Raw genomic sequence first — 24,895 nt, 5'->3', positions numbered from 1 at the left:
AGAATTGTAGATTTAAAGACCGGCATAAGAAATAAGGCGAATATCCGAACATTGTATTAAAGCCGCTTTCAACGAAGGGTCTGTCAATAATGAAAGCTCATAGACCCGCGGATAATGGAATGAAGATTTTTCGAGCAGTAATTTATCAACATAAGCCGGGTGGCACATTACTTCAATAGCTTCCGCGTCTGGATGAAGATCAAGGAAGGATGATAAGTCTTTCAGTCTGTCCACTTTCAACTCAAAGGCATCATTCGATCTCACATTCTTCCACAAGGAAGGATGATGATCGTTCACCTTCCTGCAGGGCAGATCATACTCTTTCGCCAGCTTCACAAACACCTCGGGAAGATTTCCGTATGTATGAATATGATGGTGGCTGTCGATATGCGTTAGATGCAAGCCGCAGGAGAGGGCTTTTTCTATCTGTGCTCTCCATTCCTTATACACTTCATCAAGGTCGATATCGAAAAAACCTTGATAGTATGAAAGCTTGCGAAAATCCCCATCTTCATCCGTAACCGTTTGCAGCCCGCTGAGAAGCGGACGTCCTGCTGTCAATGTCAAATGAACGCCGACCCCAAGTTCATGATTTTCCCTTGCAAGTGAGACGGCATGTTTCATTTCTTGCATATTGGTCATGATCGTAGTCGATGTGAGCACCCCGCGCTGGAACGCGTCAATGATGCCGAGGTTGACTCCCCTTGAAAATCCAAAATCATCGGCGTTTATGATTAAAGATTTCATCCTTCATAACCCCCTTGATTCATAGTCGCGTTCTATGAAGAATTCAACGCGGTCTCCGCGGAAATAAGCCAGAGAAAACTCCACGACTTCTTCAGACGCCAAAAATGTTTGTGTTGCAATCTGGAAGCAAGGCGTGCCTTGTGTGATATTCAAATGCTGTGCAATTTCTTCATCGGAAATAAAGATTTTGATTTGCTCTTCGGTTCTTTTAATCGTATTTCCTTGACTGTTAATGCACTGGTACAATGAAATATTGGCCATTTCTTCCGTTATCTCCGGCACGAGATCCGCTCTGATAAAGGCTGTTTCAAACTGGATTTCTTCCTCATCTGCATACCGAATCCGCTTCACCTGATAGACCATTTGTTCACCATCAATCCCAAGGCGATTTTGGATCTTTTTGACTGGTTTTATTTTTTGCAAATCGACAACTTTGATTTTCGGTTTAATACCTTGCGCTTTTAATTGATCTGCATAGCGAAGATTGCTGGAACTTAAGATCTGCTTTACTTTTCCTTTTGCGACAAATGTCCCTTTCCCCTGTTTGCGGTAAATAGCTCCTTCCATAAGCAAATGATTCAAGGCGGTCCGCAGCGTTGTTCGGCTGACATCATACATTTTGCAAAATTCGGACTCCGTCGGAAGCAGGCTGCCAGACGGGTAATAGCCGCTCTCTATTTTATCTACAATATCTTGTTTAATTCGACTGTGGAGTTGTGGTTGCTTTACCATTCATTTTCTCCTTTGGCGTGAAATTATTAACTATAGAATAACACAAAAAGTTCTCAAAAAAAATAATTTGTTATAACAAATATGTATGGACAAATTTGTTACTACATGTTAAGTTTCAATTGTGTTAAGCGCTTTCAAAAATAGAGATTTGAGGAGGGGGATTATGGCGCTGAAGTTAGTCATTATAGGCGGGGGATCAAGCTACACACCAGAAATCATTGAAGGAATCATCAAACGGCATCAGCATTTTCCAGTGAAAGAGATTGTTCTCGTCGACATTGAGGAAGGGGAAGAAAAAGTACGCATCACTTCAGAACTCGCGAAGCGAATGATCAAACATGCGGATGTTCCGATTGAATTGAGCTATACAAAAGATCGTGCGAAAGCGCTTAAACATGCGGATTTTGTCACGGTTCAAATAAGAGTCGGAGGATTGAAGGCCAGAGCGCTGGATGAAAGAATCCCGCTCAGCCATGGTCTTATCGGCCAAGAAACAAATGGAGCCGGCGGTATTTTTAAAGCTTTGCGGACCATTCCCGTCATGCTGGACATCGCTCGCGATATAAAAGAGATTTGTCCAGAAGCGTGGCTGATCAATTTTACAAATCCAGCAGGCATCGTGACTGAAGCTTTATTGAAGCATGGAGCCCATCAAAAAGTCATCGGGGTTTGCAATATCCCTTATAACATGAAAAACAGCATCGCAGAAATTTTCGACGTAAATGTGAACCGTGTCATGATTGAATTCGCAGGGCTCAACCATTTCGTCTTCGGACAAAAGGTATGGATAGACGGAGTAGACCGCACAGAGGAGACAATAGATCATCTATTGAATGACACCATAGACTATTCTCCTTCCAATATTGCGATGCTGCCTTGGAATCGCCAATTTTTACGTTCTTTGCGCATGCTTCCGAACCCGTATCATCAGTACTACTATCAGTATGAAGATGTGCTCGCAAAAGATATCGAAGCATACAAAAACAAAGGGACACGCGCAGAAGCCGTCATGGACGTAGAAAAGCAGCTGTTTGAAAAATACAAAGACGCAGACATCCATGAAAAGCCTAAAGAATTGGAAGAACGCGGCGGGGCTTATTATAGTGAATCAGCCTGCTCATTAATGAACTCGCTTTATCATCATTCGATGGATATTCAGACCGTCAACACATTGAATAAAGGAAGCATACCAGATCTTCCACATGATGCTGTGATCGAAGTCAACAGTGTCATCACAAAAAGCGGACCCATACCGCTGACAGTCGGAAAACTGCCAGATTCAATCAGCGGTGCGGTGATCTCTATGAAAAAATTCGAACAATTAGTCATCGAAGCAGCGGTCACGGGTGATGACAACATGTTGTATTCCGCTATGATCATGAATCCGCTGATTTCATCTGATCATAAAGCCCAATCGGTGATGAATGAAATGCTTGAGGCTCATAAACGTTATCTCCCGCAGTTCTTTGAGGAGGCAAATGTACATGATGAAACAAAATAAAATCATGGCGTTCATCGAATCTAAAATCATGCCGATCGCTGGAAGAATCGGCTCCCAAAGGCACTTAATTGCCATACGCGATGGATTCATTGCCATTATGCCTTTAATCATCATCGGCTCTCTTGCCATACTGGTCAATCATTTCCCTATACCGGCATTTCAAGATTTCATGACTGGCCTTTTTGGAGAAGGATGGACGGCTGCCGGCGGAGCTATATGGAATGGTTCATTTGCCATTTTAAGTCTGCTGGCCGTTGCAGCTGTCAGTTTCAAGCTTGCAGAGTCTTATAAGACTGATGGTCTTTCCGCCGCATTAATCGGGGTCGGGGCATTCGCCGTACTTACACCGACGACAGAAGACTTCGGTTTTTCAATGACTTGGCTGGGGGCTCAAGGCCTTTTCGTCGGATTAATCGTGGCTTTGCTATCAACGGAAGCATTCAGGCTCTTCTCTCAAAATGAGAAACTTAAAATCAAAATGCCTGATGGTGTACCTGATGGCGTTACAAAATCCTTGAACGCTTTATTGCCGGCTGCTGTGATATTGGCGGCAGCAGGATTATTTAACACTCTGATCGTTTATTTTTTCGGACAAAGCATACACGAGCTGGTCTTCAGCGCGATCCAGGAACCGCTGCAAGGCCTATCCAATACGGTTGGATCAGCTTTGGTTTTTACTTTTTTGAATCACTTGCTTTGGTTTTTCGGATTGCACGGAACAAATATCCTGGGACCGATCATGGAATCCATCTACCTTCCGCTCATTCAGGAAAATCAGCATTTATTCTCGCAAGGAATGAGCGCTTTTGAAGTGCCTTATATCGTGACCAAGCCCTTCTTTGATTCCTATGTGTTTATGGGAGGATCAGGGACAACATTGGCTTTGCTCGCTGCTATTTTCATCGGCGTGAAATCGAAGCACTACAAAACAATCGGAAAGGTATCCTTCGCACCCGGCCTTTTTAACATTAATGAACCTGTTCTGTTCGGCCTTCCTATCGTATTAAATCCGATTATGTTCATTCCATTTTTATTGATTCCATTAGTTTTAACGGTTACATCGTACATCGCTTTAGCCTTTGGGCTCGTTCCGAAAACTGTAGCCATTCTCCCGTGGACGACGCCGCCGATTGTCAGCGGTTATCTCGTAACCGGAGGATCAATCCGGGGAGTCTTTTTGCAAATCTTCAACCTGGTGCTGGCTGTCTTGCTCTACCTGCCATTCATTAAAGCGGCAGAACGATCCGCTCTGCATCAGGCAACAAAATAACTAAACAAGGGGTGAATTTCATGGCGGATACACTACATTTAGAACAGGTCTCATTTGAAATCATCTTGCATGCTGGAAATGCGCGTTCATCTGCAATGGAAGCATTACAGTATGTGAAAAATAACGAGTACGATTCAGGGAATCAAAAGATCCAAGAAGCAGAAGCGGAACTGCTTCAAGCGCATCAGGCGCAAACCCGCTTATTGCAAAAAGAAGCACAAGGCGAAGGCCTTTCACCCAATCTATTGTTAATCCATGCACAAGACCATTTGATGACGTCAATGACTGTAAAAGATGTAGCGAAAGAAATGATTCATTTATATCAAGAGCTGAGGAGAGAAAACCAAAAATGAAGATAGCACTTGTATGTTCTGCCGGAATGTCGACCAGCATGCTGGTGAAAAAAATGAGAGAAGAAGCGGAAAGCCGTGAAATAGTCGCAGAAATCAACGCTTATGCTGAAGCGGATTTACAAAGCCATATGGATGATATTGATGTCATATTGATCGGACCGCAAGTCCGCTATTTAAAAACACAAATTGCAGAACGAGCGGAACAATACCAGACACCGGTCGATATCATTGACCAAATGGCATATGGAATGATGAACGGAGCAAAAGTTCTGGACCAAGCGATCGAGCTGACACAATAATGCCTTCTCTTCACACTGAAAACAACCCATTTCTTTTGAAAGCGGGTTGTTTTTAGTTTATAAGGTTAAAAGAATGATTTTTTGAAAACGTTTTATTTTGTATAATGATTGGTAAAGGATGTGATCAAAAATGATTTCCCCCCAAATCAAATCCAAGCTGATTGCTATCGTCGGGCGGACAAATTATGATGATTCAAACGCCGGGCGGCTCGTCTATTCTTATGATGCCACACCACAGTTCCAGTCAATGCCTGATGCCGTCATCGCGCCGCGCAGCAAAGAAGAAATATCAAACATACTGAAAATCTGCAATGCTCATCACATCCCGATTGTGCCGCGAGGTTCGGGTACAAATCTCTGCGCAGGTACATGTCCGACAGAAGGCGGAATCGTCCTGCTGTTTAAACATATGAATCAGATTTTGGAAATCGACGAAGAAAATTTGACCATGACCGTTCAGCCCGGCGTCATCACTCTTGACTTGATTCAAGCAGCAGAAGAAAAAGGGCTGTTTTACCCGCCTGATCCAAGTTCAATGAAAATTTCAACAATCGGCGGAAATATCAATGAGAACTCAGGCGGTCTGCGCGGCCTGAAGTATGGGGTGACCCGCGATTATGTGATGGCTTTAGAAATCGTTCTGGCAAACGGAGACATCATCCGCACCGGAGGCAAGCTCGCCAAAGATGTCGCCGGCTATGACCTGACACGTCTGTTTGTCGGCTCTGAGGGGACACTGGGCATCATCACTGAAGCGACATTAAAATTAATCCCGGCTCCCGAAACAAAGAAAACCGTCCTCGCCCTCTATCAAGATATCGACTCTGCAGCCAAATCCGTATCCAACATCATCGCTCATAAAATTATTCCGACAACACTTGAATTTCTCGATCAGCCGACACTGCAAGTCATTGAAGATTTTGCAAAAATCGGCCTTCCGGTCCATGCCAAAGCAGTTCTCTTGATTGAGCAGGATGGTTCGCCTGAAACGGTCGAACGAGATATCGGCATCATTGAAGAGATCTGCAAAAAAGGAAATGCCGTATCTGTGCAGACAGCACAGACGGAAGCTCAAGCTGAAAACCTTCGCAATGCGCGGCGAGCTGCACTTTCCGCTTTAGCGCGCTTGAAGCCGACAACAATTTTGGAAGATGCCACAGTCCCCCGTTCAGAAATTGCCGAAATGGTTAAAGCGATAAACAGCATTGCTGAAAAGCATCAAATCACCATTTGTACATTCGGCCATGCCGGTGATGGGAATCTTCACCCGACATGCACGACAGACGTTCGGAACAGCGAAGAAATGGAACGGGTCGAACAGGCTTTTGAGGATATCTTCAAAAAGGCCGTTGAACTCGGAGGCACAATCACCGGGGAACATGGGGTCGGCGAAATGAAAGCCCCTTATCTGGAACTTAAAATCGGGGAAGCGGGAGTGGCCGCGATGAAAGCCGTAAAGCAAGCATTTGATCCAAACAACATTCTAAATCCCGGGAAGATATTTGCGAAAGACTCCCGCAAACGAGTGGTGGTGGCAAGATGACGACAGCTGAAGAAAAAAAGGCGATACAGCAGCAATTTAAAGAACGGATGGATGAAGAAGAACTGCTCAATTGCATGCGCTGCGGATTCTGCCTTCCATCCTGCCCGACCTACATAGAATCCGGCTATCAGGAGAGCCATTCCCCGCGGGGACGCATCGCTTTAATGAAAGCGGTCGTTGACGGGGTGATTGAGCCTGATGGAGATGTCGAACGCTCGCTTGACCTTTGCCTCGGCTGCCGCGCCTGTGAACCCGTATGTCCGTCAGGTGTTCAGTACGGGCGTTTATTGGAGGAGGCAAGAGACATTGTTCAGCAGCATAAAAAACACTCATTTCCCGTAAGAGTTCTTCGCAGTGCTGTATTTAAAGGGCTTTTCCCTCACCAAAACAGAATCCGGGCATTGACCGGAATGCTTGGCTTTTATCAGCGTTCCGGCATGCAAACCATCATCCGCAAATCCGGGATGCTGCGGATATTGCCGGAGCATCTTGCAAAAATGGAAAGCATTTTGCCCAAAGTCCCGGATCTAAAACAGCTGAAAAAACGGCCGGACCGCCTGCCGCCGGTCGGCGAACACAAAAAGCGCGCCGCTTTTTTCTCAGGCTGTCTCATGGATACCTTGTTTTTAGATACAAACATGGCGACCATAAAACTGCTGCAAATGGCGGGATGCGAGGTCGTCATCCCCGGGCTCCAGGCCTGCTGCGGCGCCCTGCACGGACACAGCGGAGAGAAAAATCTGGCCGTTCAATTGGCAAAACGGAACATTCAAGCATTCGAAAAATCAGATGCTGATTACATCGTGACAAATGCAGGAGGATGCGGAGCATTTTTAAATGAATATGATCACCTTCTGAAAGATGATCCATACTGGTGCGAACGGGCAAAGGCTTTCACAGAAAAATTGAGGGATTTTTCCTCAATCCTCTTGGAGCTGGATTTTGAGCAAAAAACCCTTGAACTGCCGGATCAGACTGTGACCTATCAAGATTCCTGCCATCTGCGCAATGTGATGAAAACGTCTGCCGAGCCCCGCAGGCTTCTCCAGAGCATTAAAGGAATTGAGTTTAAGGAAATGAAAAATGCGGACAGCTGCTGCGGCTCAGCAGGAATTTATAATATTGTCGAAGCAAAAATGTCGATGAAAATCCTCGATTCTAAGATGGAAGCAGCAAAGTCGGTTCAGGCGGAAACGATCGTCACAGCAAATCCCGGCTGTCTGCTGCAAATGCAGCTCGGCATCGAACGGGCAGGACTGTCAGACCGAGTCAGAGCCGTCCATCTCGCAGATCTGCTTTTGGAAGCCAGCGCTGAATAGCAGCAGAATTGAGTCTGTTCGACAACCTTGTATATTTCTCGGGAAATAAAGCGATTGATGTCCCCTGAGCGGTTATTTCCGGACAGCAGGAAACTCCCCGTTCGGCTGGATAAACCGAAGGCCTTTCACCTGTCCGGAATCATCCGTCTCAAACCGAATGCTGTATCCAGGAAGATTTTTCAATTGGAACGTCATCTCACGGTAAGGTAATAGCTCGTAAACAGGCTGTCCAGGCAACGCAACCGACAGCGTCCGCTCTCCTCTGAGGGAAACGGCAACCTCTGTTCCGTCTTCCAGCACATATTTCCCTGTAAGCGATGCGAGAAATTCAGGATCGTGCAATCGCTCATCAGGCTTTTTGACAAACTCGATTCCTTTCGCGCCCGGCGCCATTTCAAACGGAACAGATAACCTGCTGATATGTCCGTTCACATCTGCGGTAAATGACGCCAGCATTTTCGTCTCGGTAAGCTTCAGCTCCATCTCGAACGTATCATAATGATAATGAGTCAAAGGCATCACAAACGAATTGAACAGCGCTTGCAATGTTCCGTCCGCCAGCTCTATTTTCATTTCACCGTAGCCCGGGTGCTCGTATATCCCCGTATAATCCTCAAGACCATGGGATGGCTCCGTTCCTTCGATCCTGCTTAAATCTGCAGTGCGGTCCTGTCCAAAGACAGTTTTTTTGATTTTTTCCGTTTCACCTTTCAGCCGGCCGCTCCAGTCGATTTCCTCAAGACCGAGCATACGGTCAAATATATTGTATGCCAGCACATTCGGAAGCAGGCTGCCGTTCATATTGGTCAAAATGACGATGCCGATTTTTTCATAAGGCATGAAAGCTACAAGTGATGAAAAACCGTCAATATTTCCTCCGTGATGAATCATGTGATATCCCCGGTAAGGTTCAATAAACCAGCCAAGTCCGTAGCTGCAAACCGGAAGCTCCTTCGCTTTAAAAAGCGAGTCGCATGGAATGCAAGGGGTATGCATTCCATTCAGACTTGCAGCCGATAATATTCCGCTGAACTTGCCGCTGCCAAGCTGAAATCTCACCCAATTGGCCATATCCACCACATTCGAATTGATCGAACCCGCCGGTCCGATCATATCAATATTGCGGAAAGGGATTTGTTGAGCCGATTCGCCTTTTTCCTGATATGGGAGGGAATGGTCAGGATGCTTTTGCATGTCTTCAACTGAAAAATTGCTTGATTTCATATTTAAAGGGTTAAACAGCCGCTCGCGCACAAAATCTTCCCACGTCGTTCCGGCAACTCTTCCCACTAGGTAGCCGGCTGTCGTATACATGAGATTCTGATACTGCCACACGGACCGAAAACCCTGATTCGGCTCCAGATAGCGAATCCGCCTGAGGAGCTCCTCTCTTGAAAAAGGGGAATTGTACCACATCATATCGTGCCGGGGAAGGCCGGAACGGTGGCATGCCAAATCTCTGGGGGTCAGCCGTTCAGCCGCAACAGAATCATGCATGTCAAACTCCGGCAGGTATTCCCTGACCGGCTGATCCCATTCCATTTTTCCTTCATCAGCCAAAAGCGCCATCGATGCGGTTGTAAAGGCTTTAGTCGCTGAACCGATCGCGAACATCGTGTTCGGATTCACTTTTAATTTCCGTTCTTTGTCCTTATATCCGAAACCTTCCGCCATCACGACCTCATCTTCCTTTATGACCGCAACAGCAGCGCCGGGAACTTTCCACCGTTTCATTTCTTTTTCAGCAAACTCGCAAAAACCTTTTAATTCTTCCAAAGGTTGTCTCATGTCAAGCTCCTCTCTGGTTTTTAAAAGTTGTATGCCGTTTCATGATGTTTGTATGTCATACGTTTGATAATCCGAATGGTTTCATGTAGAAAAAAGGTGTATAATTCTTCATCAATTTCAAAAACTAACCTTAAGACGGAAAGAATCAAGGAGGTATGAATCCGTGTTTGGATTTATTTGGTCATTAATTATCGGAGGTATTTTGGGCTGGCTTGCAGGCCTTATTATTAGACGGGATGTGCCAGGAGGGATTATCGGAAACATTATTGCCGGGTTTATCGGTTCATGGCTGGGGTCAACGATATTAGGACGCTGGGGGCCGACGATTGGCGGCTTCAACATCATCCCCGCCCTGATCGGCGCGATCATACTCATCTTTATCGTCAGCCTTGTGATGAGAAGCATGGGCGGACGGAACAACAGAACCTAATAAATAAACGATGGTTTCGTTAGAAATCGTCGTTTTTTATTTATTTCATTCCCCCTCGAACTTCTATATAATTAATTAGAAACACGAAATATTTTGAATTGGAGGATATACATTGAAAAAAGTGGCTGAAAAGAGATTGAACCGTTCAGAAGTGCCTGAAGAACTGACCTGGAAGCTGACTGATTTATTTCCCTCAGATGAAGCTTGGAAAGACGAGCTGCTTAAAATTGAGCGCGAGCTGTCAGAAATCGCCGCCTTTAAAGGCAGACTTCATGAAGGAGCGAATGTCCTGCTTGAGTGTTTAACGATGCAAGAGAAGATCATGCAGCGTTTGAACCAGGCCGCCGCCTATACTCACCTCAAAAAATCAGAAGATTTGACGAATCCCATCAACCAAGCCAATGCTTCTAAAATGGCCGCGCTGCAGGCGAAAATCAATGCAGGCCTTTCATTTATTCAATCAGAGATTCTTGACCTTCCTGAAGCTTTCATTGAAACGTACATAAAAAATGAAAAAGAACTGGAACCTTTCCGAAAAATGCTGACGGAAATTTTAGAGCGCAAGCCGTACAAGCTTTTACCGGAAACGGAAGAAGCGTTGGCCGTTTTGGGCGAAGTATACGGAGCGCCCTACAAAATCTTCGGAATGGCGAAACTCGCAGATATGCAGTTTGAGCCGATTCAGAACCGCGAAGGCAAAGAGCTTGCAAATTCGTTCGCTCTATATGAAGGCCGTTACATGTTTTCCCCTGATACGGACATCCGCAGACAAACTTTTGATTCCTTTGTCAATACTTTGCAAAATTATAAAAATACAATAGCCGCCGCCTATGAAACAGAAGTCAAAAAACAAGTGGCCATGTCCCGCCTGCGCGGATATGAATCGGTCACCCATATGCTCCTTCAGCCGCAGAGCGTTACGCTTGATATGTATCATAACCAGCTTGATGTCATTAAACGCGAGCTTGCTCCTCATATGCGCAGATATGCCGGCTTGAAAAAACGCATGCTTGGTCTGGACGAGATGCGTTTCTGCGATTTGCAGGCCCCGCTCGACCACGGCTTCAACCCCAAAACCACTTTTGCAGATGCAAAAAACATGATTGTCGAGGCTTTACAAGTGATGGGCCCTGAATATGCGCAAGCGATGCAAACCGCCTTAACGGAAAGGTGGGTCGATTTGGCTGACAATATCGGCAAGTCAACAGGTGCGTTTTGCTCAAGCCCGTACGGTGTACATCCATATATCCTGATGACGTGGACAGATACGATGAGGGATGTCTTTACCCTTGCCCATGAACTCGGCCATGCCGGCCATTTTTACTTCGCAAACCGCCATCAGCGGATCATGAATGTCCGGCCGTCATTATATTTCATTGAGGCGCCTTCGACGATGAACGAAATGCTCCTCGCCCAGCACCTGTTCTCAAAAACCAATGATCCGAAAATGAAGCGCTGGGTCATCAATCAGCTGATGGGTACGTATTATCACAATTTCGTCACCCACCTGCTTGAGGGGGAGTATCAGCGCAGAGTTTATCAGCTTGCTGAACAGGGCCATGCCCTCACCGCGTCTGTACTGTCCGAACAAACAAGTGAAGTGCTGTCTGAATTCTGGGGCGGGAAAGTGGTGCTTGATGAAGGTGCAAGCTTGACTTGGATGCGCCAGCCTCACTATTACATGGGTTTGTATCCTTACACGTATTCAGCAGGATTGACGGCTTCAACAATTGTCTCACAGATGATCAAGCGTGAAGGCCAGCCGGCTGTGGACAGATGGCTGAACGTCTTGAAAGCAGGCGGAACAATGAAACCTCTCGACCTCTTAAAGAACGCCGGCGTCGATATGTCGACTGATGAATCGATCCGTCAGGCTGTTGAATATGTCGGATCCTTGGTCGATGAGCTTGAAATGCTGTATGAAAAAAAAGAAGAACGGCCCGTTTAAGGCCGTTCTTCTTTTACTGGCTATTTATCCGAGCATCGGGTTTCCTTTCATGCCAATCCATAAATCAGACTGCTCTAATGTGAAGGCGATTCGAAGCAGCCAATGTTCTTTTCCTTTCGGCGCCGTAAACTGAACCCCCAGCGGAAGCCCGTCGTTTGTCATATGGACCGGCACGCTCATCGCCGGCTGTCCGGTTAAGTTAGCAAGCTGTGTGAATGGGGTATACGTCAAGCTCTTCAAAAACATCTCATACACAAGCGACTGCTGCTCGCTCTTTTCCATTCCGCCAACCTTCATGAGTTCTTCGGTTTCTTTTTGTGTATGGGTCAGCTCGCCGATCTTTGGAGCTGGGAATGCCGTTGCAGGCGTGACATATACATCATATGTTTCATGAAATGCCGCCATTTGCGCGGCAGCTTTATCCCACGAGGCCAGGCTTGCCGTAAATTCAGCGGCCGTCACTTTTTTACCGGCTTCATTCAGCACCCATGTAACGATTTCAACATCCTGCGCTGTGATCGGTCTTCCAAGCGTTTTTTCCATCCCTAAAATCATTGCGGAAATTTCACCGCTGTTCATCAAATAGTAGTTTTCCATTAAACGGAGTCCGTCAACTCCATTTGTCTGTTCCTCAACATCATGCCCCTCTGCTTCAAGCCATTTAACGGTGTGATAGACGGCTCGTTTTGCCTCATCACTGACAGGCGTGCCGACTGGAGATTGTACTGAAAAAGCGATTTTCATAGGGCGGCTTGCCCCTTTTTTCATATCCTCGGCATAACGGCCGGGGAATAAAGGTGTTTGAAAAGCGGCCTCAGGCTGGATCGTTTGGAGAATGTCCAGCAGTGCCGCGCTGTCCCTGACAGTTCGAGAAAGAACAAAATCAATGGACGCACCCTGCCATTGCCGCCCGGCTCCAGGCCCTACAGGCGTTCTGCCGCGGGTCGGTTTCAGACCGAAAAGGCCGGCAAAAGAAGCCGGAATCCGGATGGAGCCTCCCCCGTCACTCGCTCCCGCCACGGGAACAACTCCCGCTGCCACCGCCGCTGCCGAGCCGCCGCTCGACCCTCCCGGCGAATAAGCGGGATTCCACGGATTCCGCGTGGGCCCGTACAGCTCAGGCTCAGAAATATTTTTCAATCCGTATTCAGGTGTATTCGTATGCCCGAGAAATAAAAACCCTGCATCGCGCAGCCTGGCGACAAAATTCGAATCGCGCTTTGCGGTGTATGACTTGAGCAGCTTCGCACCAGCTGTCAGCGGCTCCCCTTTTATCGCTTGGGAAATATCTTTTAAGAGAATGGGCACACCGGCGAACGGCTGCCGTGAAACATCAAGCTGTCCGCTTTCACTCTTGACCCGGTCTTTTCTCGTCCGCACGACCGCATTAATCCCGGGATTGACTTGCTCCAGGCGGCCGAAAGCGGTATCGATTAATTCGTCTACTGCCACTTCCTTTTTTTTGATAAGCTTAGATAAGCCAACGGCGTCATACGCCATATATTCAGATATATTCATATCGGTACCTCTCTTTTGAGTTCGCTTGTGTTTACTATTTTGCACGAGCCCCTCGAGGATTTCAATTGTTTAGGATAGGAGGAAAATAAAATGATCATTCGAAAACTTCCATCGGAAAACGCACTTCCGATGGACTTGCTGCTGTCGGCAGATCCTTCAGAAAAACTAGTTAAAGACTATGCCAAAAGAGGACAATGTTTTACTGCTGAAATCAACCGGGAAATTGCCGGGGTTTATATACTGCTGGCAACAAGGCCTGAAACGGCCGAATTGGTCAACATTGCAGTCAAAGAAGAGATGCAGGGAAAGGGAATCGGCAAACAACTGATCATGCATGCACTAAAAACGGCAAAATCAGAGGGGTTCAAAACGATTGAAATGGGCACCGGAAATTCAAGCATCGGACAGCTGGCTCTCTATCAAAAATGCGGATTCAGAATCACAGGGGTAGACCGGGATTTTTTTATAAGGCATTATTCAGAACCCATTTATGAAAATGGCATCCAATGCATCGATATGATCCGGTTAACACAGGATTTATAAAAGCTGCCGAATCATCGGCAGCTTTCTGATCAATACTCATTAAAATATTTCTGGATTTTTTCAGGGTCATCTGTTTTGGTCAGTGCCAGCATTAGCAAAATCCGGGATTTTTGCGGGTTCAACGAATTGGAGGCCAACAGATGTTTCTTTTCCAGCTCCGGATTCGGTGTTACGACTCCGCTTCCGGTACGGCTGGAGCGAATGACGGCCGCTCCTTTCTTCACAGCCGCTGCGGCGCCTTTTTTTGCTTCATCGGAAATCGAGCCGTTTCCGCTCCCCGCATAGATGATCCCTTTCGCCCCTGCTTTGACAACGGCATCGAATAAATAGCGCCCGTCGCTTTGATAACCGTAAATAATGTCGACTTGAGGAAGCTTATCGATTTTTGAAATGTCAAAATCCGTTTCTATCGTATGCTTTTTCGTCACTTCATTATGAAAATAAATGTCGTCGGCAATATTGCCGAGAAAGCCCATCTCTTCCGACTTAAATGTATCAGGAGCAGTTGTATTGGTTTTTGTCACGTACCGTGCGGCTCCGATGCGGTCATTCATGACGATAAGCGTTCCTTTTCCTTTCGCCTTCTCGCTCGCCGCTACTTTTACGGCATTGTATAAGTTCGCAGGCCCATCGGCTCCGATTGCTGTTGATGGCCTCATAGATCCGACAACGACGACCGGTTTATCGCTTTTGATGACAAGGTTTAAAAAATAAGCCGTTTCTTCCAGAGTATCTGTGCCATGAGTGATGACAATCCCGTCGACATTATCAGAAGACAGCAGCTTCCCGGCACGTTTGCTCAATTTCAGCAAAATGTCATTTGTCATATTTTGACTGCCAATATTAGCGATCTGTTCGCCGCTGATATTCGCAAGATCCTGCATCTCCGGAACGGCTTCGATCAGTGTATCAACCCCGACCGCACCCGCTTTATAATTGGTCGTCGACGTTTTTGACTTATCCGCGCCTGCAATCGTTCCGCCTGTGGCCAGGAGTTTTATATTGGGCAAATCTTGATTTTTTTGAGCCGTGTTGACTGTCTTGGTTTCCGTTTTCGCTTCAGCTTTTGTTTCATTTAAAGGCTCATTTGAACCGGAGCACCCGGTAATCATCAGCAATAAGCCTAAAACCATAAACAATATTTGCTTTTTCATCATGTTTTTCGATCTCTCCCTGCTTCTTCGTATGTAGCTTATGTATTTGTATTTTCTCTGACTCCATCCCTTTCATACCTGTTTAAATTTTGTTAATTTTCTGTTTTTATGAGGTGAATTCATACTATAAGGTCAAAGTTAAAAATGATGATGTTATGGCTTTGTGGCTGTACAGAGAAATTATTCCGAAAAATTCAGAAGCTTTTTTAATGGAAGATCTTTACGACGCAAACTGGTTGAATGGGGATAACCGGTTCATAACAGATCAGAACAGAGCAATCTTTCCTGCCGTTTATCCCGATTGGAGATGGTAAAGGCCCTTATGGATTCCACTCGAAGATCTGACGCACCGCCGGCTCTTTTTTGATTAACAGAGCTATACTACCCCACTAATCGAGCCTTATCCCTTTCTAGGAGACCCAAAAAAGGACATCTTGTTTTTTCAACCGCTTTAGATAAAGTAAAACTAACAATAGAATCAGCTTCTAAAAGGGCGATCAGCTCACCTCCATTTCTTGACGAAAATTTACTTATCAATATGGAGACGGTATTACCAATTCCATTATTCCGACTTCAGGTGTACTGATGGCTTCGCTCGCGATTGCCGGCATTCCTTATGAACGCTGGATCAAGTTTGTCTGGAAACTGATCGTCGGCTGGTTCATCATCGGCGCTGCCGCAATCATCATCGCAATGATGATTGGCATCAAGTGAAGAGCCTTTTCGGCTTTTCACTTCATGTTGAGCCGAGTGCCTTTACCCTCTCTAGCATCGGATGTTCGCCGATTCTTCATTTGAGCCGATCACCGCCGGCTGTTTTAGCAAAAGCATTCCTCTTGTGAACTGCCAGTCCCCTCTAATCATTTCTGCGCCATCAACCAGAGAGAAAATCTCAAGGCATTCTGCATCGATTGATCTACTAAATTTTAAGCTTAAGTTAAGGAAACCCGAAACCAGGACTATTTATTCATCCGCAGGGATTTGTCCATCGGTTTCTCCTTCACTGACTTTCCGAAGCGATTTCTTATATTTCTCTAGTGAATATTTATGCTGAACGCTGAAAAAAATGGATTTTCTTCAATTTAATACACACTTGTGTCATCCTAAAGTTTTAGTCTCTTTGTACTACCCAAACTTTGAAATCATGTCTAATCTTGCAAATCATTGTCCAAAATTAGTATTTATCACCTATTTATTAATGATTCTTTAAACCTTAAAATGAGTGATGTTGTTTCTGTTTTTTTATAGAAACTGAGGAAAAAGGAAGATTTATAATCAAATTTTCACTGTTAGATAAATGAAATGACCGGGACTTGAGTAAGATCCATCCCGAAGAGAGGGCTTTATGCACTGAACCGGCATTTTCTTTTCATTTACATAACATTGAAAAAATTAATAAAAAAGGAGACAGACCATGCGCAGCAAAAAGTTTTTTCTGATGATGCTTTTGATGATCGTAGCCGTCGTGTCAGCAGCTTGCGGAGGCAATAAAAGCGCAAGCGGTGAAAAAGAAGATACAAAAAAAGCGGACAATGCAGAGGTTAAAGTTGTCAGCTCCGAATATACACTGCCTGAGGATTCAACAACAAAACTAGGTGAAGGCGAACTTATCTTAAAAGTAAAAGTGTCCATAAAGAATACAGGCCAAAAACCATTGTCCATCAACAAGAGATCGTTCAGTCTTTACCAGGACGACTCTAAAGTTTCGGATGTGTCAATGTATTCTAATAATGAAGGGCTTTCGTCCGCCTCGCTAAATCCTGATAAATCAACCGAAGGATATATTTACTACCAGGTTGATAAAGGCGAAAAGTTTCAGCTTGAATATACACCTGAAACTTATGGCGACGAAAAAGTCGAGCCGATTGAATTCACAATCGACGGCGGCAGCAGCGACATTTTAGATACTGCCAAAAAGCTTGACGATCCGGCCAAAGCCTTGCTTGCTTATACAGATATCACGCTTTTCGGCAAGGATAACGACAACTTTGAAAAATTGACGGGCGAAAACAAACGTGAAATCGTTACTGATTATCTTGAAGGCGGCCAAAAATCGCTTATCAAGAATATGGGCATCTATGATGAAGATCAAGTCGATAAAAAGAAATTGAACAAGCTGATCAGCACTATTCAAAACGTCTATCAGGACAAAGCAAAAGTCAAAGCGGTTACAAAAACGATTACAAGCGACGAAGCGACAGTTGAAACAACAGTCACACCGATCGATAGCTCAGATCTCGAAAAAAGAGTTCAAAAGAGAATGGAAGAATACGTCAAAAACAGCGGAAAAGATTACATTTCCCGCGAGGAACTAATCAGCCCTACAATCGACGCCATGGTGGAAGAACTCAAAAAGGTAGAGACCGCTTCAAGCGAAAAAACCGTTGAAGTCAAAATGAACAAAACAAAAGACGGCAAATGGCAGCTTGACCTTAATGATTACACGACTGAGGATTACTTCAGCAGCTTCTTTAAAAACTAACGCAAAAAGCACCTTTAGAAGGTGCTTTTTTGCTATCTTTTCTCAATGACAATAAAACAGGTGCTGTCAGGCAAAGAAACGGGATCACCATGCCGGTCGGTCAATTCAATTTTAGGAGAGAGATGCTCTTCATACCCTTTCTGCAAATAATGCTCGAACACAAGAATATTCGCACATTCCCCAAGCTCTTTCTCAATACAGGCTTTAAACTCCGAAGGCGTAAAATAGCCAAACTGCTCCTGCACTTCATGAGGGTACGCTTCTTCCCCCCATGTATATGTATAGAGAAATTCCATCGCATCATTGACATACAGCATCGCCGCATCCTTCTCCATCTTGAGAACCTGTACGCTGCGCCCTTTAAAATCGCGGACATACCTTTTCAGAAAATCCATTCCGCGCGGATCTTTAAAGCGGATACAGCGCAGCTCACCCTTGTCTTCTGTCATGATTCCGTCCCTGATAATGATTCTGCCCCCTGCCTTCAGTACGTCAAATGAGCTTTTTAATGCTTTCGAGATGACGCGGTGATTAAATTTCCTACCTTCATACGGAATATATGAAAACAGTTCATGCAAAATGGATGAAAAAACGATGGTGTCGACACTTTCTTGTTCAAAGTACTCAGGCAAATCCAATGCATCAGCCTGTTTGACCTGCCACGGTTTATGCTCCCGCACTTTTCTTTTTTGCAGCTCTTCAATGACGTTGACCGACAGATCGATTCCGATGATCTCGGCTTCCGGATGATGCTCTGTCAGCAAATCAAGCATTACTCCGCCGCCGGCTCCGATATCAAGCATCTTCTCTCCTACGGCATAATCTGCAATCTTCTTTTTATAATCTTCCGCACCATTCATATCAGACAAATAAGCCTGCTCATTTTGCAGGCGGTCAAATGAATCCTTGCGAAACTCAAAAAAGTCATATAGCAGTACGATCGCCCGTTCATATAAAGGCGACTTCTCCGCTTCCTGGCAAAATTCGATCAGCTTCAGTCCGGCCTTTGAAAACGAAAAAGTGACACCTACAATTTCAGAAGCTTGATCAAACGGCTGGACAGAAAGCGATACATGCTCATTCACCGGCACCTCGCCATAAAGCAAATCGCTGATGGACATGTCTTTCAGGCATGCTTCGATAATCCGCTTCTTATAAATATTCGTATGCCGTACACCTTGATAGTCGCGGTACATATCCTTCATCAGCGGTTCAAAGCTGATGTGCCTGATTGATAAAGGATTGGCTGAACGAAGGATCAGCAAAAAGATTTTGACAAACTCTTCGAAACTGAACGCAGAAAGTGCAGATTCCACATACCACAAGTCTGCTTTCTCAAACAACTGCCGCAGTACCTCTTCAGCCGAATGCTCCTTCAGAAATCGCTCATAAAAGCTGCTGTCTTCCCCCAAACTGAGCGCTTGTTTCCGTAATTTTTTCATTCTTTCCGGAAACGGCCAGTCCTTGTTCCTTTTCCCTTCGGCAATCTGCATAATGACCTGGTTCACGTCTTGCTCAATTGATTCCCAAAGCTCAGGCGAAACCCCTGCAATAATACATTTGTTCAGTCCATACAGAACCCGTTTCATGTCGATGTCCGCCGCTCTAGATGCTTCAATCCAATCAATCAGAGGCGTGAATTGCCGGTACCTCGTTTCCCCGCGGATATACTGTCCGACAAGGCCGTGCGTCAAAATCAAAATATATACCAGTTCCTCAATGTCTTGCCGATCAGGCATAAGTGTCTTGTTCCGATTTGCATAAATCTGCGCCGATCCTATATTATGAATCGCGAGCTGGAACCCTTTGTCCCGCCATTCCTTTCTTTTATGGGGCTGACCGCATTTAGCTGCCTCACTCCAAATGAGAACCTCTTCGATGATGTCTTTTTCATGCTGCGGAATATCGGTTTGCTCCAAAATGTGCAGCGTTTTTTCAACATAAAGAAGAACGGGGTGAGAAGGCATCTTTTCCAGAGAAGAAACCCGCTCCAAATTAATATTTTGTTCCTCTGTCAAAAAAAGATATTTTAACCATTCCGCATCCCGTAAAATATGCCGATCTCCACTTTTTACTTTTTCGATTGCTTCTAAAGATTGTAAACGTCTCATGCAGACTTCCCTCTTTTTTCTATTTCTATATGTTTCATCATAAGGTAAATAGTTTCATATAGGAATAGGGAAAAATACTCAGAACAAGAGGATTGCTACAACGTTTGACCACAGTCTGCCGTTATAATTTGGCCTGTGATTGCTTCTTGTTCCAAAACCGCGCAGATCAGCATGGCGATGTCTTCCGGTTCCGCGACCCGCCCGAGCGGGAGCTTTTGGCTGAGCCGCTTCATTTTTTCTTCATGCCCTTCCCACCATCTCGTAGAGACCGCACCGGGCGCCACACTGCAAACTCTAATTTCCGGTGCAAGCGCATGTGCCAATGATTTCGTAAGCCCGTGAACCGCAGCTTTCGATACGGCATATGGAAGAGATGAACCAGAACCTGTCAGCCCGGCGATGCTGCCGACATTTACGATGGCACCTTGTTTATTTTTCTTCATGAAAGGAGCCGCCGCCCTGGCGCAGTAAAACATCCCTTTGACATTAACGGCAAACAGTTCATCCCAGACTTCCTCAGTAGCCGCATCCAAGTCGCCAAGCTCAATTTGTCTGGTGATGCTTGCGTTATTGACGAGAAAATCGACAGTCCCGAACTCCTGTACCGCTGCTTCAAACATGTCTTCTACTTCACTTACCTGTGAAACATCTGCTTTCACCGCGATTGCGCGCCCGCCTTCACTTTTAATCATCTCAACCGTTTCTTCAGCTTCGGCTTTTGTACGTGAATAGTTTACAACAATCGACACGCCGCGGTTTGCTAAGGCAATGGATACTGCTTTTCCGATCCCCGTGCCGCCTCCTGTCACAAGAGCCGTTTTATTTTTCATGTCCATTTTTCAGCACTCCTTTTTCAGTTGATGCAAGCTGTGCCGTACCATTTCCAAACGACCAGTTCTCTTTCACATTTTCGGTTACAATGATCATGACGTCCTCCTTGCGAATGTTCGCGTCATTCTTCAATCGATCTGCAATATGTTGATATAAAGAGCGCTTCTTTTCGAGCGGCCTCTCTTTCATTGTGATTTGAACATAGATCAAACCCTTCGTTCGCTGGATGTTCATGTAGTTCGGATCAAAGAAAAACTCTTCCTCATCATGCTGTGTGATGACTTGAAAATAATCGTCTTTCGGAACATCGATTGACTCCGTCATCGCCTGGTGAACAGATCGGCTGATGCAGCGAAGCTCTTCGTTTGTTCTGCCTTTTACAAGATCAATTCGGACAAACGGCATTTTATCACTCCTCCTTTGATTTGATTTATAGTGTATAATGGTTTTTTAGTTTTGTATAATTGAATCATTTGAATGATTGGTTCAATTTTATTGAATTGATATTGAGGTGATGGTGATGGATCTGAAAACGTTAAAGACATTTCATAAAATCGTGACATGCGGGAGTTTTAACCGGGCGGCAGAGGAATTAAATTATGCCCAGTCCACGGTTACGATGCAAATCAAAAAACTCGAAGAAGACGTCGGAATTCGTTTGCTTGAACGAGGGAAAACCTTCAGGCTGACTGAAGCGGGCAGGCTTTTTTTTGAACAGAGCAGACATATCGTCAAGGATATGGACCACCTTCAAAACAACATGGCAGATTTATTGCTTGGAGAGGCGGGACATATTCGTTTAGGGGCAGTCGAACCGATCGCGAGCTCCCAATTGCCCCGAATTTTGGGGAAATTTTTAGCGGATTATCCGAAGATTCGAGTATCCGTCGATATTGCGAACTCGGCGACATTGGGAGAACGGCTCGTTCAGGGAGATCTCGACCTTGCCGTCTGTTCAACTCCGGCAATGGGAACAGACCTCTATTTTGAACCGCTTTATGCTGAGGAACTGGCTGTGTTAATGCCTGAAGGACACCCCGCCGGCAAAAATGAGAGCATCATTCTTAAAGATATCAGGGATCACCGTCTGTTGATCACGGCCAGCAACTGCACATACCGAAAAAAAGTCGAAATCGCTTTTCAGGAGCTGCCGGGAAGTCAAATGAATACAATGGAGGTCGGCAGTATGACCGCTTTGAAAAACTATGTGGCCGCAGGGCTCGGCATCGCCCTTATTCCCAAAAGCATCATTTCTCCCCCTCCCACTGGAACAGCCGTCCGCCTCATCAAGGACAACCCGATCAGCGTGACGTTCGGCATCCTTTGCAAAACGTCAGCCTATCCGCTTAAACAGGCGGGTGCGAGGCTTTATCAATGTCTAAAAAAGGAGCTTCAGGAACCGTAAAAAACCTTCCGAACGGCTTCGGAAGGTTTTGAGGTTTATCAGTTATCAACCGTCAATCGTTTCGGAGCGTCATCTACCCGAAACGGAAAAAGCCCTTATTCTGTAAACAACGGAATGATTATGCTGACTTGGCCGCCCCCCGTCTCTGCATTTTTTATCGCCAAATCGCCTTGATGAAGCTTGACAATGCTGAGCGCAAAGGTAAGTCCCATGCCGTAATGTCCATTGGATGTCCGGCTTTTATCCTCCATGTAGAAAAGCTGGGCTGCTTTTTTTAGCCCTTCCGGAGAAAAGCCTTTTCCGCTGTCTGTAATAGTAAAAATGAGAGTATCGTTTGTACAGGCAGCTTCCAAAACAATCTTCCCCCCTTCAGGCGTATGATCTGCGGCGTTCGACAGAATATTCATCAGCGCCCGGTGAAGAAGGCCGGTGTCGATTGCCGTTTTTTGCCCTTCCAAGTTCTGTTCTTTTACTACAATTTCAATATCTTTGCTTCCTAAGTAAGCTGCCGTATCATTCAGCACGCTTTCGACCAGGTCTTTCACCTTGGTTCTTTTCAGCTCGATATGCAATGTCTCCTCTGTTTTCGACAGATGAATTAATTGGTCAATGTATTGGTCGATTTTATCTCCGGCATCAAGAATATACTTAATATAATCGGACTGCTCTTGATTGTGCGGTGATAGACTCAGCAATTCGGCATTTCCTTTAATAATCGTCATTGGAATTTTAATATCGTGGGCCAATGCGCCGATCTGTTCCTTCTTCGTTTTCTCTAAATGCCATTGCGCCTGAAGAGAGGCTTTCAGGGCATCCCTCATATCAATTAGCGAGTCAATCACATGATCAAACTCTTTAATATTTGAAAATTCCGGTGTGAAATGAAGGTTCTGCTTCTTGATATGTTTGGCCATTGTGTTCAATGTTTCAAAATGTTTTTTTAATCGATTGGCAAAGAGAGTCGTCACAATAAAAATAACTGTCATTAGAAGGATCACCATGATGCATAGACTTGTCAGCTCATAATTCGGAAAATGCTTTCTCAGAAAAGAAGCACGGAATTCAGCCCGCATGGAATACTCTAATACGCAATATTCGTCTTTGCGTTCAATGATCAAGTAACCTTTTTGCTTATAATTGACATACGGCTTGTTGCCTATTTTTTTCCTCACTAGAGGAAGGTCGGATTCCTTTATGTTTCCTGCCGTTTTTTGTTTTGATTTCTTATCAAGAACGGCATATCTCATCGTATCCGGAATCATGCCTTCCTCTATTCGTTCAGCTGATTGAATCAGGGGCTTCAGCTTTTCAGCTTTGTGTTCATAATAATTGGCCGGATAAAACAAGCCTGCATTCATTCCCAGCGTATTGACGGCAACATATAGCGCAGTGACAGCGATTAAACTGAAGGACAAAGTCACCATATACTTGATCAGCTCTTTGCGCAGCGTCTTTTTTCTTTTGCCTACTCCCATTTGTATCCAACACCCCATACTGTTTTAATGGGGTCTGCATGATATTCTTTGCATTTTTTTCGAATCGTTCTGATAAATTCGGTTATCGTGGAATGCATTGCATCTCCATCCAGACCATATACTTGATCATAAATTTCTTCTCTTGTAAAAATACGCCCTTTATGTACAGCCAATAGCTCACATATTTTATATTCATTTTTTGTCAAATTTAATTTTTGATCATGAATAAATACTTCCTTGCTGTCAAAGTGAAATAAAAAACCAGAAATCAGCCGTTTTGTCTGATATTTTTCTCTCTGTTCTCTTCTTAAATGGGCGTTGACTCTGGCACTGAGTTCAAGAACGCCGAATGGCTTGGTAATATAGTCGTCTCCTCCTGTCATGAGGCCTTTCACAATAGCTTCTTCCTCTGTCTTAGCTGTGAGAAACAGAATCGGACAGTCTACAATCGGGCGGATTTTCCCGCACAGTTCAAATCCGTCCACTTCCGGCATCATGACATCAAGCAAAATTAAATCATAGCCTTCAAAAACGTCGAGGGTGTCCATGGGAACCTGATCCAGTGTATGCACTTGGTGCTCATCTCTGCGCAAAATATTTTGTATGAGTATCAGAATATCTTTCTCGTCATCTACTACTAAAATCTTTGCCACTCAGCGACCACCCTTTTCACATTACTCATAAGCCTTTTTTCCCTCCCAGCGGATAAACCAAATCATGCTCACAATGAATAAAGTTATTATAGCAAACACCATGATCAATGCCCCTCTGTTGATTTCTTGATGCAGGAGAGATAATAAGAAAGCATCGAATTGGCTGAATTGCTCGGCTCCTTTATATTCTGCCAATCTAATCCCCCATGCCCAGGGATTATATTTCCAGACCGCATCACCCAGTCCCGTATTCATTAAAGCGGTCATCAAAAGACCAGCTCCTCCTATTAAAACTGATGCTCCCATTCCAAAGGCACAACTGATAAAAAAATAGATGAAATAGAGTGCGACGCTTCCGGCGGCAAGCCATGCCCCGCCCTCTACAAAAAGAGAATATGGAAGATTCGGCACATGAAAAAGAAATCTCAATCCGAACAGATACAGACCGATAGCCAGGTAAATTGCACAGATGTTCATAACGATTAGCAGCGTCATTTTACTTAAATAAGCCGCCAGTTTGGGAGATGTACCTCCCAACAGGACTTGAAATTTGCCTGCCTGCTCTTCCAAAGACGCTGCCATTCCGCACACAATCCCAATGAGAAGCGGCAGAGCAACCGCAATAGCTTCGATATATGCCCGATACAATTGATCTGGCTGATGCTCCCTGTGATAGAAATAAAGCAGAAAGAAACCGGCGCATATGAAAGGAATCGTTGCATGCAGCCATATAAAAGAGGTGCGTTTCGTTTTTCTAACATCAGCAAGCAAACATCTGAAAAATAACAACAAA

22 protein-coding genes and 1 pseudogene are annotated in these 24,895 nt (G+C 45.0%); 12 read left to right on the top strand and 11 right to left on the bottom strand.

Annotated features, from left to right (window positions below; genetic code table 11):
• Window positions 1-12: 12 nt before the first annotated feature.
• Together chbG and RBH91_RS01820 are read right to left on the bottom strand one after the other, a co-directional pair.
• Window positions 13-747: a chitin disaccharide deacetylase gene (chbG, locus tag RBH91_RS01825; protein ID WP_307893264.1), complete on the bottom strand. Its 735-nt coding sequence runs from the start codon at window positions 745-747 to the stop codon at window positions 13-15.
• Window positions 748-750: 3 nt separating this feature from the next.
• The gene (locus RBH91_RS01820) at window positions 751-1,479 is read right to left on the bottom strand and encodes a GntR family transcriptional regulator (protein WP_307893263.1); all 729 of its coding nucleotides are present in this window, start codon (window positions 1,477-1,479) and stop codon (window positions 751-753) included.
• Window positions 1,480-1,642: 163 nt separating this feature from the next.
• On the opposite strand from RBH91_RS01820, the gene RBH91_RS01815 reads away from it, so the two are divergent.
• The 6 genes from RBH91_RS01815 to RBH91_RS01790 all read left to right on the top strand — a co-directional run bounded on the left by RBH91_RS01815 (window position 1,643) and on the right by RBH91_RS01790 (window position 7,764).
• Window positions 1,643-2,980, top strand: coding sequence for a 6-phospho-beta-glucosidase (locus RBH91_RS01815; protein ID WP_307893262.1), 1,338 nt, complete (start codon window positions 1,643-1,645; stop codon window positions 2,978-2,980).
• On the top strand, window positions 2,967-4,250 hold the full coding sequence (celB, locus tag RBH91_RS01810; RefSeq protein WP_076758344.1) for a PTS cellobiose transporter subunit IIC: 1,284 nt from the start codon (window positions 2,967-2,969) through the stop codon (window positions 4,248-4,250). Before RBH91_RS01815 ends, celB begins: the two co-directional genes overlap by 14 nt.
• 20 nt (window positions 4,251-4,270) lie before the next feature.
• Complete coding sequence (locus tag RBH91_RS01805) at window positions 4,271-4,603, top strand: PTS sugar transporter subunit IIA (RefSeq protein ID WP_307893261.1); 333 nt, start codon at window positions 4,271-4,273, stop codon at window positions 4,601-4,603.
• Window positions 4,600-4,902, top strand: coding sequence for a PTS sugar transporter subunit IIB (locus tag RBH91_RS01800; protein WP_307893260.1), 303 nt, complete (start codon window positions 4,600-4,602; stop codon window positions 4,900-4,902). Before RBH91_RS01805 ends, RBH91_RS01800 begins: the two co-directional genes overlap by 4 nt.
• Before the next feature lie 130 nt (window positions 4,903-5,032).
• Window positions 5,033-6,445: a glycolate oxidase subunit GlcD gene (glcD, locus tag RBH91_RS01795; protein ID WP_307893259.1), complete on the top strand. Its 1,413-nt coding sequence runs from the start codon at window positions 5,033-5,035 to the stop codon at window positions 6,443-6,445.
• Entirely contained in the window at window positions 6,442-7,764 is a 1,323-nt protein-coding gene (locus RBH91_RS01790; protein WP_307893258.1) for a (Fe-S)-binding protein, read from the top strand. Before glcD ends, RBH91_RS01790 begins: the two co-directional genes overlap by 4 nt.
• 72 nt (window positions 7,765-7,836) lie before the next feature.
• Here RBH91_RS01790 and RBH91_RS01785 read toward each other — a convergent pair whose 3' ends face one another.
• Window positions 7,837-9,552, bottom strand: a complete 1,716-nt coding sequence (locus RBH91_RS01785; RefSeq protein ID WP_307893257.1) for a serine hydrolase — start codon at window positions 9,550-9,552, stop codon at window positions 7,837-7,839.
• Between the two features lie 163 nt (window positions 9,553-9,715).
• On the opposite strand from RBH91_RS01785, the gene RBH91_RS01780 reads away from it, so the two are divergent.
• Together RBH91_RS01780 and pepF are read left to right on the top strand one after the other, a co-directional pair.
• Window positions 9,716-9,982 (top strand): GlsB/YeaQ/YmgE family stress response membrane protein, encoded by a 267-nt coding sequence (locus RBH91_RS01780; protein ID WP_076758057.1) that lies wholly within the window; start codon window positions 9,716-9,718, stop codon window positions 9,980-9,982.
• Window positions 9,983-10,094: 112 nt separating this feature from the next.
• Window positions 10,095-11,930: an oligoendopeptidase F gene (gene pepF, locus RBH91_RS01775; RefSeq protein ID WP_307893256.1), complete on the top strand. Its 1,836-nt coding sequence runs from the start codon at window positions 10,095-10,097 to the stop codon at window positions 11,928-11,930.
• 24 nt (window positions 11,931-11,954) lie between these two features.
• On the opposite strand, the gene RBH91_RS01770 is transcribed toward pepF, so the two are convergent.
• Window positions 11,955-13,448, bottom strand: a complete 1,494-nt coding sequence (locus tag RBH91_RS01770; protein ID WP_307893253.1) for an amidase — start codon at window positions 13,446-13,448, stop codon at window positions 11,955-11,957.
• Window positions 13,449-13,538: 90 nt separating this feature from the next.
• On the opposite strand from RBH91_RS01770, the gene RBH91_RS01765 reads away from it, so the two are divergent.
• A complete protein-coding gene (locus RBH91_RS01765) occupies window positions 13,539-13,991 on the top strand; it encodes a GNAT family N-acetyltransferase (protein WP_307893252.1) in 453 nt (150 codons plus the stop codon).
• 29 nt (window positions 13,992-14,020) lie between these two features.
• Here the strand turns inward: RBH91_RS01765 and RBH91_RS01760 are convergent, their stop codons facing one another.
• On the bottom strand, window positions 14,021-15,148 hold the full coding sequence (locus RBH91_RS01760; RefSeq protein ID WP_307893250.1) for a type II asparaginase: 1,128 nt from the start codon (window positions 15,146-15,148) through the stop codon (window positions 14,021-14,023).
• Between the two features lie 522 nt (window positions 15,149-15,670).
• Here RBH91_RS01760 and RBH91_RS01755 point away from each other — a divergent pair.
• Window positions 15,671-15,859: pseudogene (locus RBH91_RS01755) on the top strand (YfcC family protein); the annotation flags it as partial.
• 700 nt (window positions 15,860-16,559) lie between these two features.
• Window positions 16,560-17,627, top strand: coding sequence for a DUF5105 domain-containing protein (locus RBH91_RS01750; RefSeq protein WP_076758040.1), 1,068 nt, complete (start codon window positions 16,560-16,562; stop codon window positions 17,625-17,627).
• Window positions 17,628-17,659: 32 nt separating this feature from the next.
• Here the strand turns inward: RBH91_RS01750 and RBH91_RS01745 are convergent, their stop codons facing one another.
• From RBH91_RS01745 to RBH91_RS01735, 3 genes are all read right to left on the bottom strand, one after another.
• Window positions 17,660-19,738 carry a class I SAM-dependent methyltransferase gene (locus tag RBH91_RS01745; RefSeq protein WP_307893249.1) on the bottom strand — a complete coding sequence of 693 codons (2,079 nt, stop codon included), beginning with the start codon at window positions 19,736-19,738 and terminating at the stop codon, window positions 17,660-17,662.
• A gap of 95 nt (window positions 19,739-19,833) precedes the next feature.
• Window positions 19,834-20,574, bottom strand: a complete 741-nt coding sequence (locus tag RBH91_RS01740; RefSeq protein WP_307893247.1) for an SDR family NAD(P)-dependent oxidoreductase — start codon at window positions 20,572-20,574, stop codon at window positions 19,834-19,836.
• Complete coding sequence (locus RBH91_RS01735) at window positions 20,558-20,974, bottom strand: tautomerase family protein (RefSeq protein WP_307893246.1); 417 nt, start codon at window positions 20,972-20,974, stop codon at window positions 20,558-20,560. The genes RBH91_RS01740 and RBH91_RS01735 overlap by 17 nt, the downstream gene beginning before the upstream one ends.
• Before the next feature lie 115 nt (window positions 20,975-21,089).
• On the opposite strand from RBH91_RS01735, the gene RBH91_RS01730 reads away from it, so the two are divergent.
• The gene (locus tag RBH91_RS01730; protein WP_307893245.1) at window positions 21,090-21,974 is read left to right on the top strand and encodes a LysR family transcriptional regulator; all 885 of its coding nucleotides are present in this window, start codon (window positions 21,090-21,092) and stop codon (window positions 21,972-21,974) included.
• A gap of 95 nt (window positions 21,975-22,069) precedes the next feature.
• Here RBH91_RS01730 and RBH91_RS01725 read toward each other — a convergent pair whose 3' ends face one another.
• The 3 genes from RBH91_RS01725 to RBH91_RS01715 are packed head-to-tail and all read right to left on the bottom strand — an operon-like array spanning window position 22,070 to window position 24,894.
• Entirely contained in the window at window positions 22,070-23,449 is a 1,380-nt protein-coding gene (locus tag RBH91_RS01725; RefSeq protein ID WP_307893244.1) for a sensor histidine kinase, read from the bottom strand.
• Entirely contained in the window at window positions 23,440-24,102 is a 663-nt protein-coding gene (locus RBH91_RS01720; RefSeq protein WP_076758030.1) for a response regulator transcription factor, read from the bottom strand. Before RBH91_RS01720 ends, RBH91_RS01725 begins: the two co-directional genes overlap by 10 nt.
• A gap of 21 nt (window positions 24,103-24,123) precedes the next feature.
• Window positions 24,124-24,894 (bottom strand): lantibiotic immunity ABC transporter MutG family permease subunit, encoded by a 771-nt coding sequence (locus RBH91_RS01715; protein ID WP_307893243.1) that lies wholly within the window; start codon window positions 24,892-24,894, stop codon window positions 24,124-24,126.
• Between the last annotated feature and the right edge of the window lies 1 nt (window position 24,895).

The organism is Bacillus swezeyi, assembly GCF_030908325.1.
GTDB lineage: Bacteria > Bacillota > Bacilli > Bacillales > Bacillaceae > Bacillus > Bacillus swezeyi.
Note: the sequence above shows the minus strand (reverse complement) of the source record. Positions and strands in the feature narration are given on the sequence as shown.

What these genes read in the sequence shown, in the direction of transcription:
- RBH91_RS01805 (WP_307893261.1), top strand. Translation starts at nt 4,271, where the DNA reads ATGGCGGATACACTACATTTAGAACAGGTCTCATTTGAAATCATCTTG.
- RBH91_RS01790 (WP_307893258.1), top strand. Translation starts at nt 6,442, where the DNA reads ATGACGACAGCTGAAGAAAAAAAGGCGATACAGCAGCAATTTAAAGAA.
- celB (WP_076758344.1), top strand. Translation starts at nt 2,967, where the DNA reads ATGAAACAAAATAAAATCATGGCGTTCATCGAATCTAAAATCATGCCG.
- RBH91_RS01765 (WP_307893252.1), top strand. Translation starts at nt 13,539, where the DNA reads ATGATCATTCGAAAACTTCCATCGGAAAACGCACTTCCGATGGACTTG.
- glcD (WP_307893259.1), top strand. Translation starts at nt 5,033, where the DNA reads ATGATTTCCCCCCAAATCAAATCCAAGCTGATTGCTATCGTCGGGCGG.
- RBH91_RS01760 (WP_307893250.1), bottom strand. Translation starts at nt 15,148, where the DNA reads ATGATGAAAAAGCAAATATTGTTTATGGTTTTAGGCTTATTGCTGATG.
- RBH91_RS01820 (WP_307893263.1), bottom strand. Translation starts at nt 1,479, where the DNA reads ATGGTAAAGCAACCACAACTCCACAGTCGAATTAAACAAGATATTGTA.
- RBH91_RS01745 (WP_307893249.1), bottom strand. Translation starts at nt 19,738, where the DNA reads ATGAGACGTTTACAATCTTTAGAAGCAATCGAAAAAGTAAAAAGTGGA.
- RBH91_RS01750 (WP_076758040.1), top strand. Translation starts at nt 16,560, where the DNA reads ATGCGCAGCAAAAAGTTTTTTCTGATGATGCTTTTGATGATCGTAGCC.
- RBH91_RS01725 (WP_307893244.1), bottom strand. Translation starts at nt 23,449, where the DNA reads ATGGGAGTAGGCAAAAGAAAAAAGACGCTGCGCAAAGAGCTGATCAAG.
- RBH91_RS01770 (WP_307893253.1), bottom strand. Translation starts at nt 13,448, where the DNA reads ATGAATATATCTGAATATATGGCGTATGACGCCGTTGGCTTATCTAAG.
- RBH91_RS01740 (WP_307893247.1), bottom strand. Translation starts at nt 20,574, where the DNA reads ATGGACATGAAAAATAAAACGGCTCTTGTGACAGGAGGCGGCACGGGG.
- RBH91_RS01730 (WP_307893245.1), top strand. Translation starts at nt 21,090, where the DNA reads ATGGATCTGAAAACGTTAAAGACATTTCATAAAATCGTGACATGCGGG.
- RBH91_RS01785 (WP_307893257.1), bottom strand. Translation starts at nt 9,552, where the DNA reads ATGAGACAACCTTTGGAAGAATTAAAAGGTTTTTGCGAGTTTGCTGAA.
- RBH91_RS01800 (WP_307893260.1), top strand. Translation starts at nt 4,600, where the DNA reads ATGAAGATAGCACTTGTATGTTCTGCCGGAATGTCGACCAGCATGCTG.
- RBH91_RS01735 (WP_307893246.1), bottom strand. Translation starts at nt 20,974, where the DNA reads ATGCCGTTTGTCCGAATTGATCTTGTAAAAGGCAGAACAAACGAAGAG.
- RBH91_RS01815 (WP_307893262.1), top strand. Translation starts at nt 1,643, where the DNA reads ATGGCGCTGAAGTTAGTCATTATAGGCGGGGGATCAAGCTACACACCA.
- chbG (WP_307893264.1), bottom strand. Translation starts at nt 747, where the DNA reads ATGAAATCTTTAATCATAAACGCCGATGATTTTGGATTTTCAAGGGGA.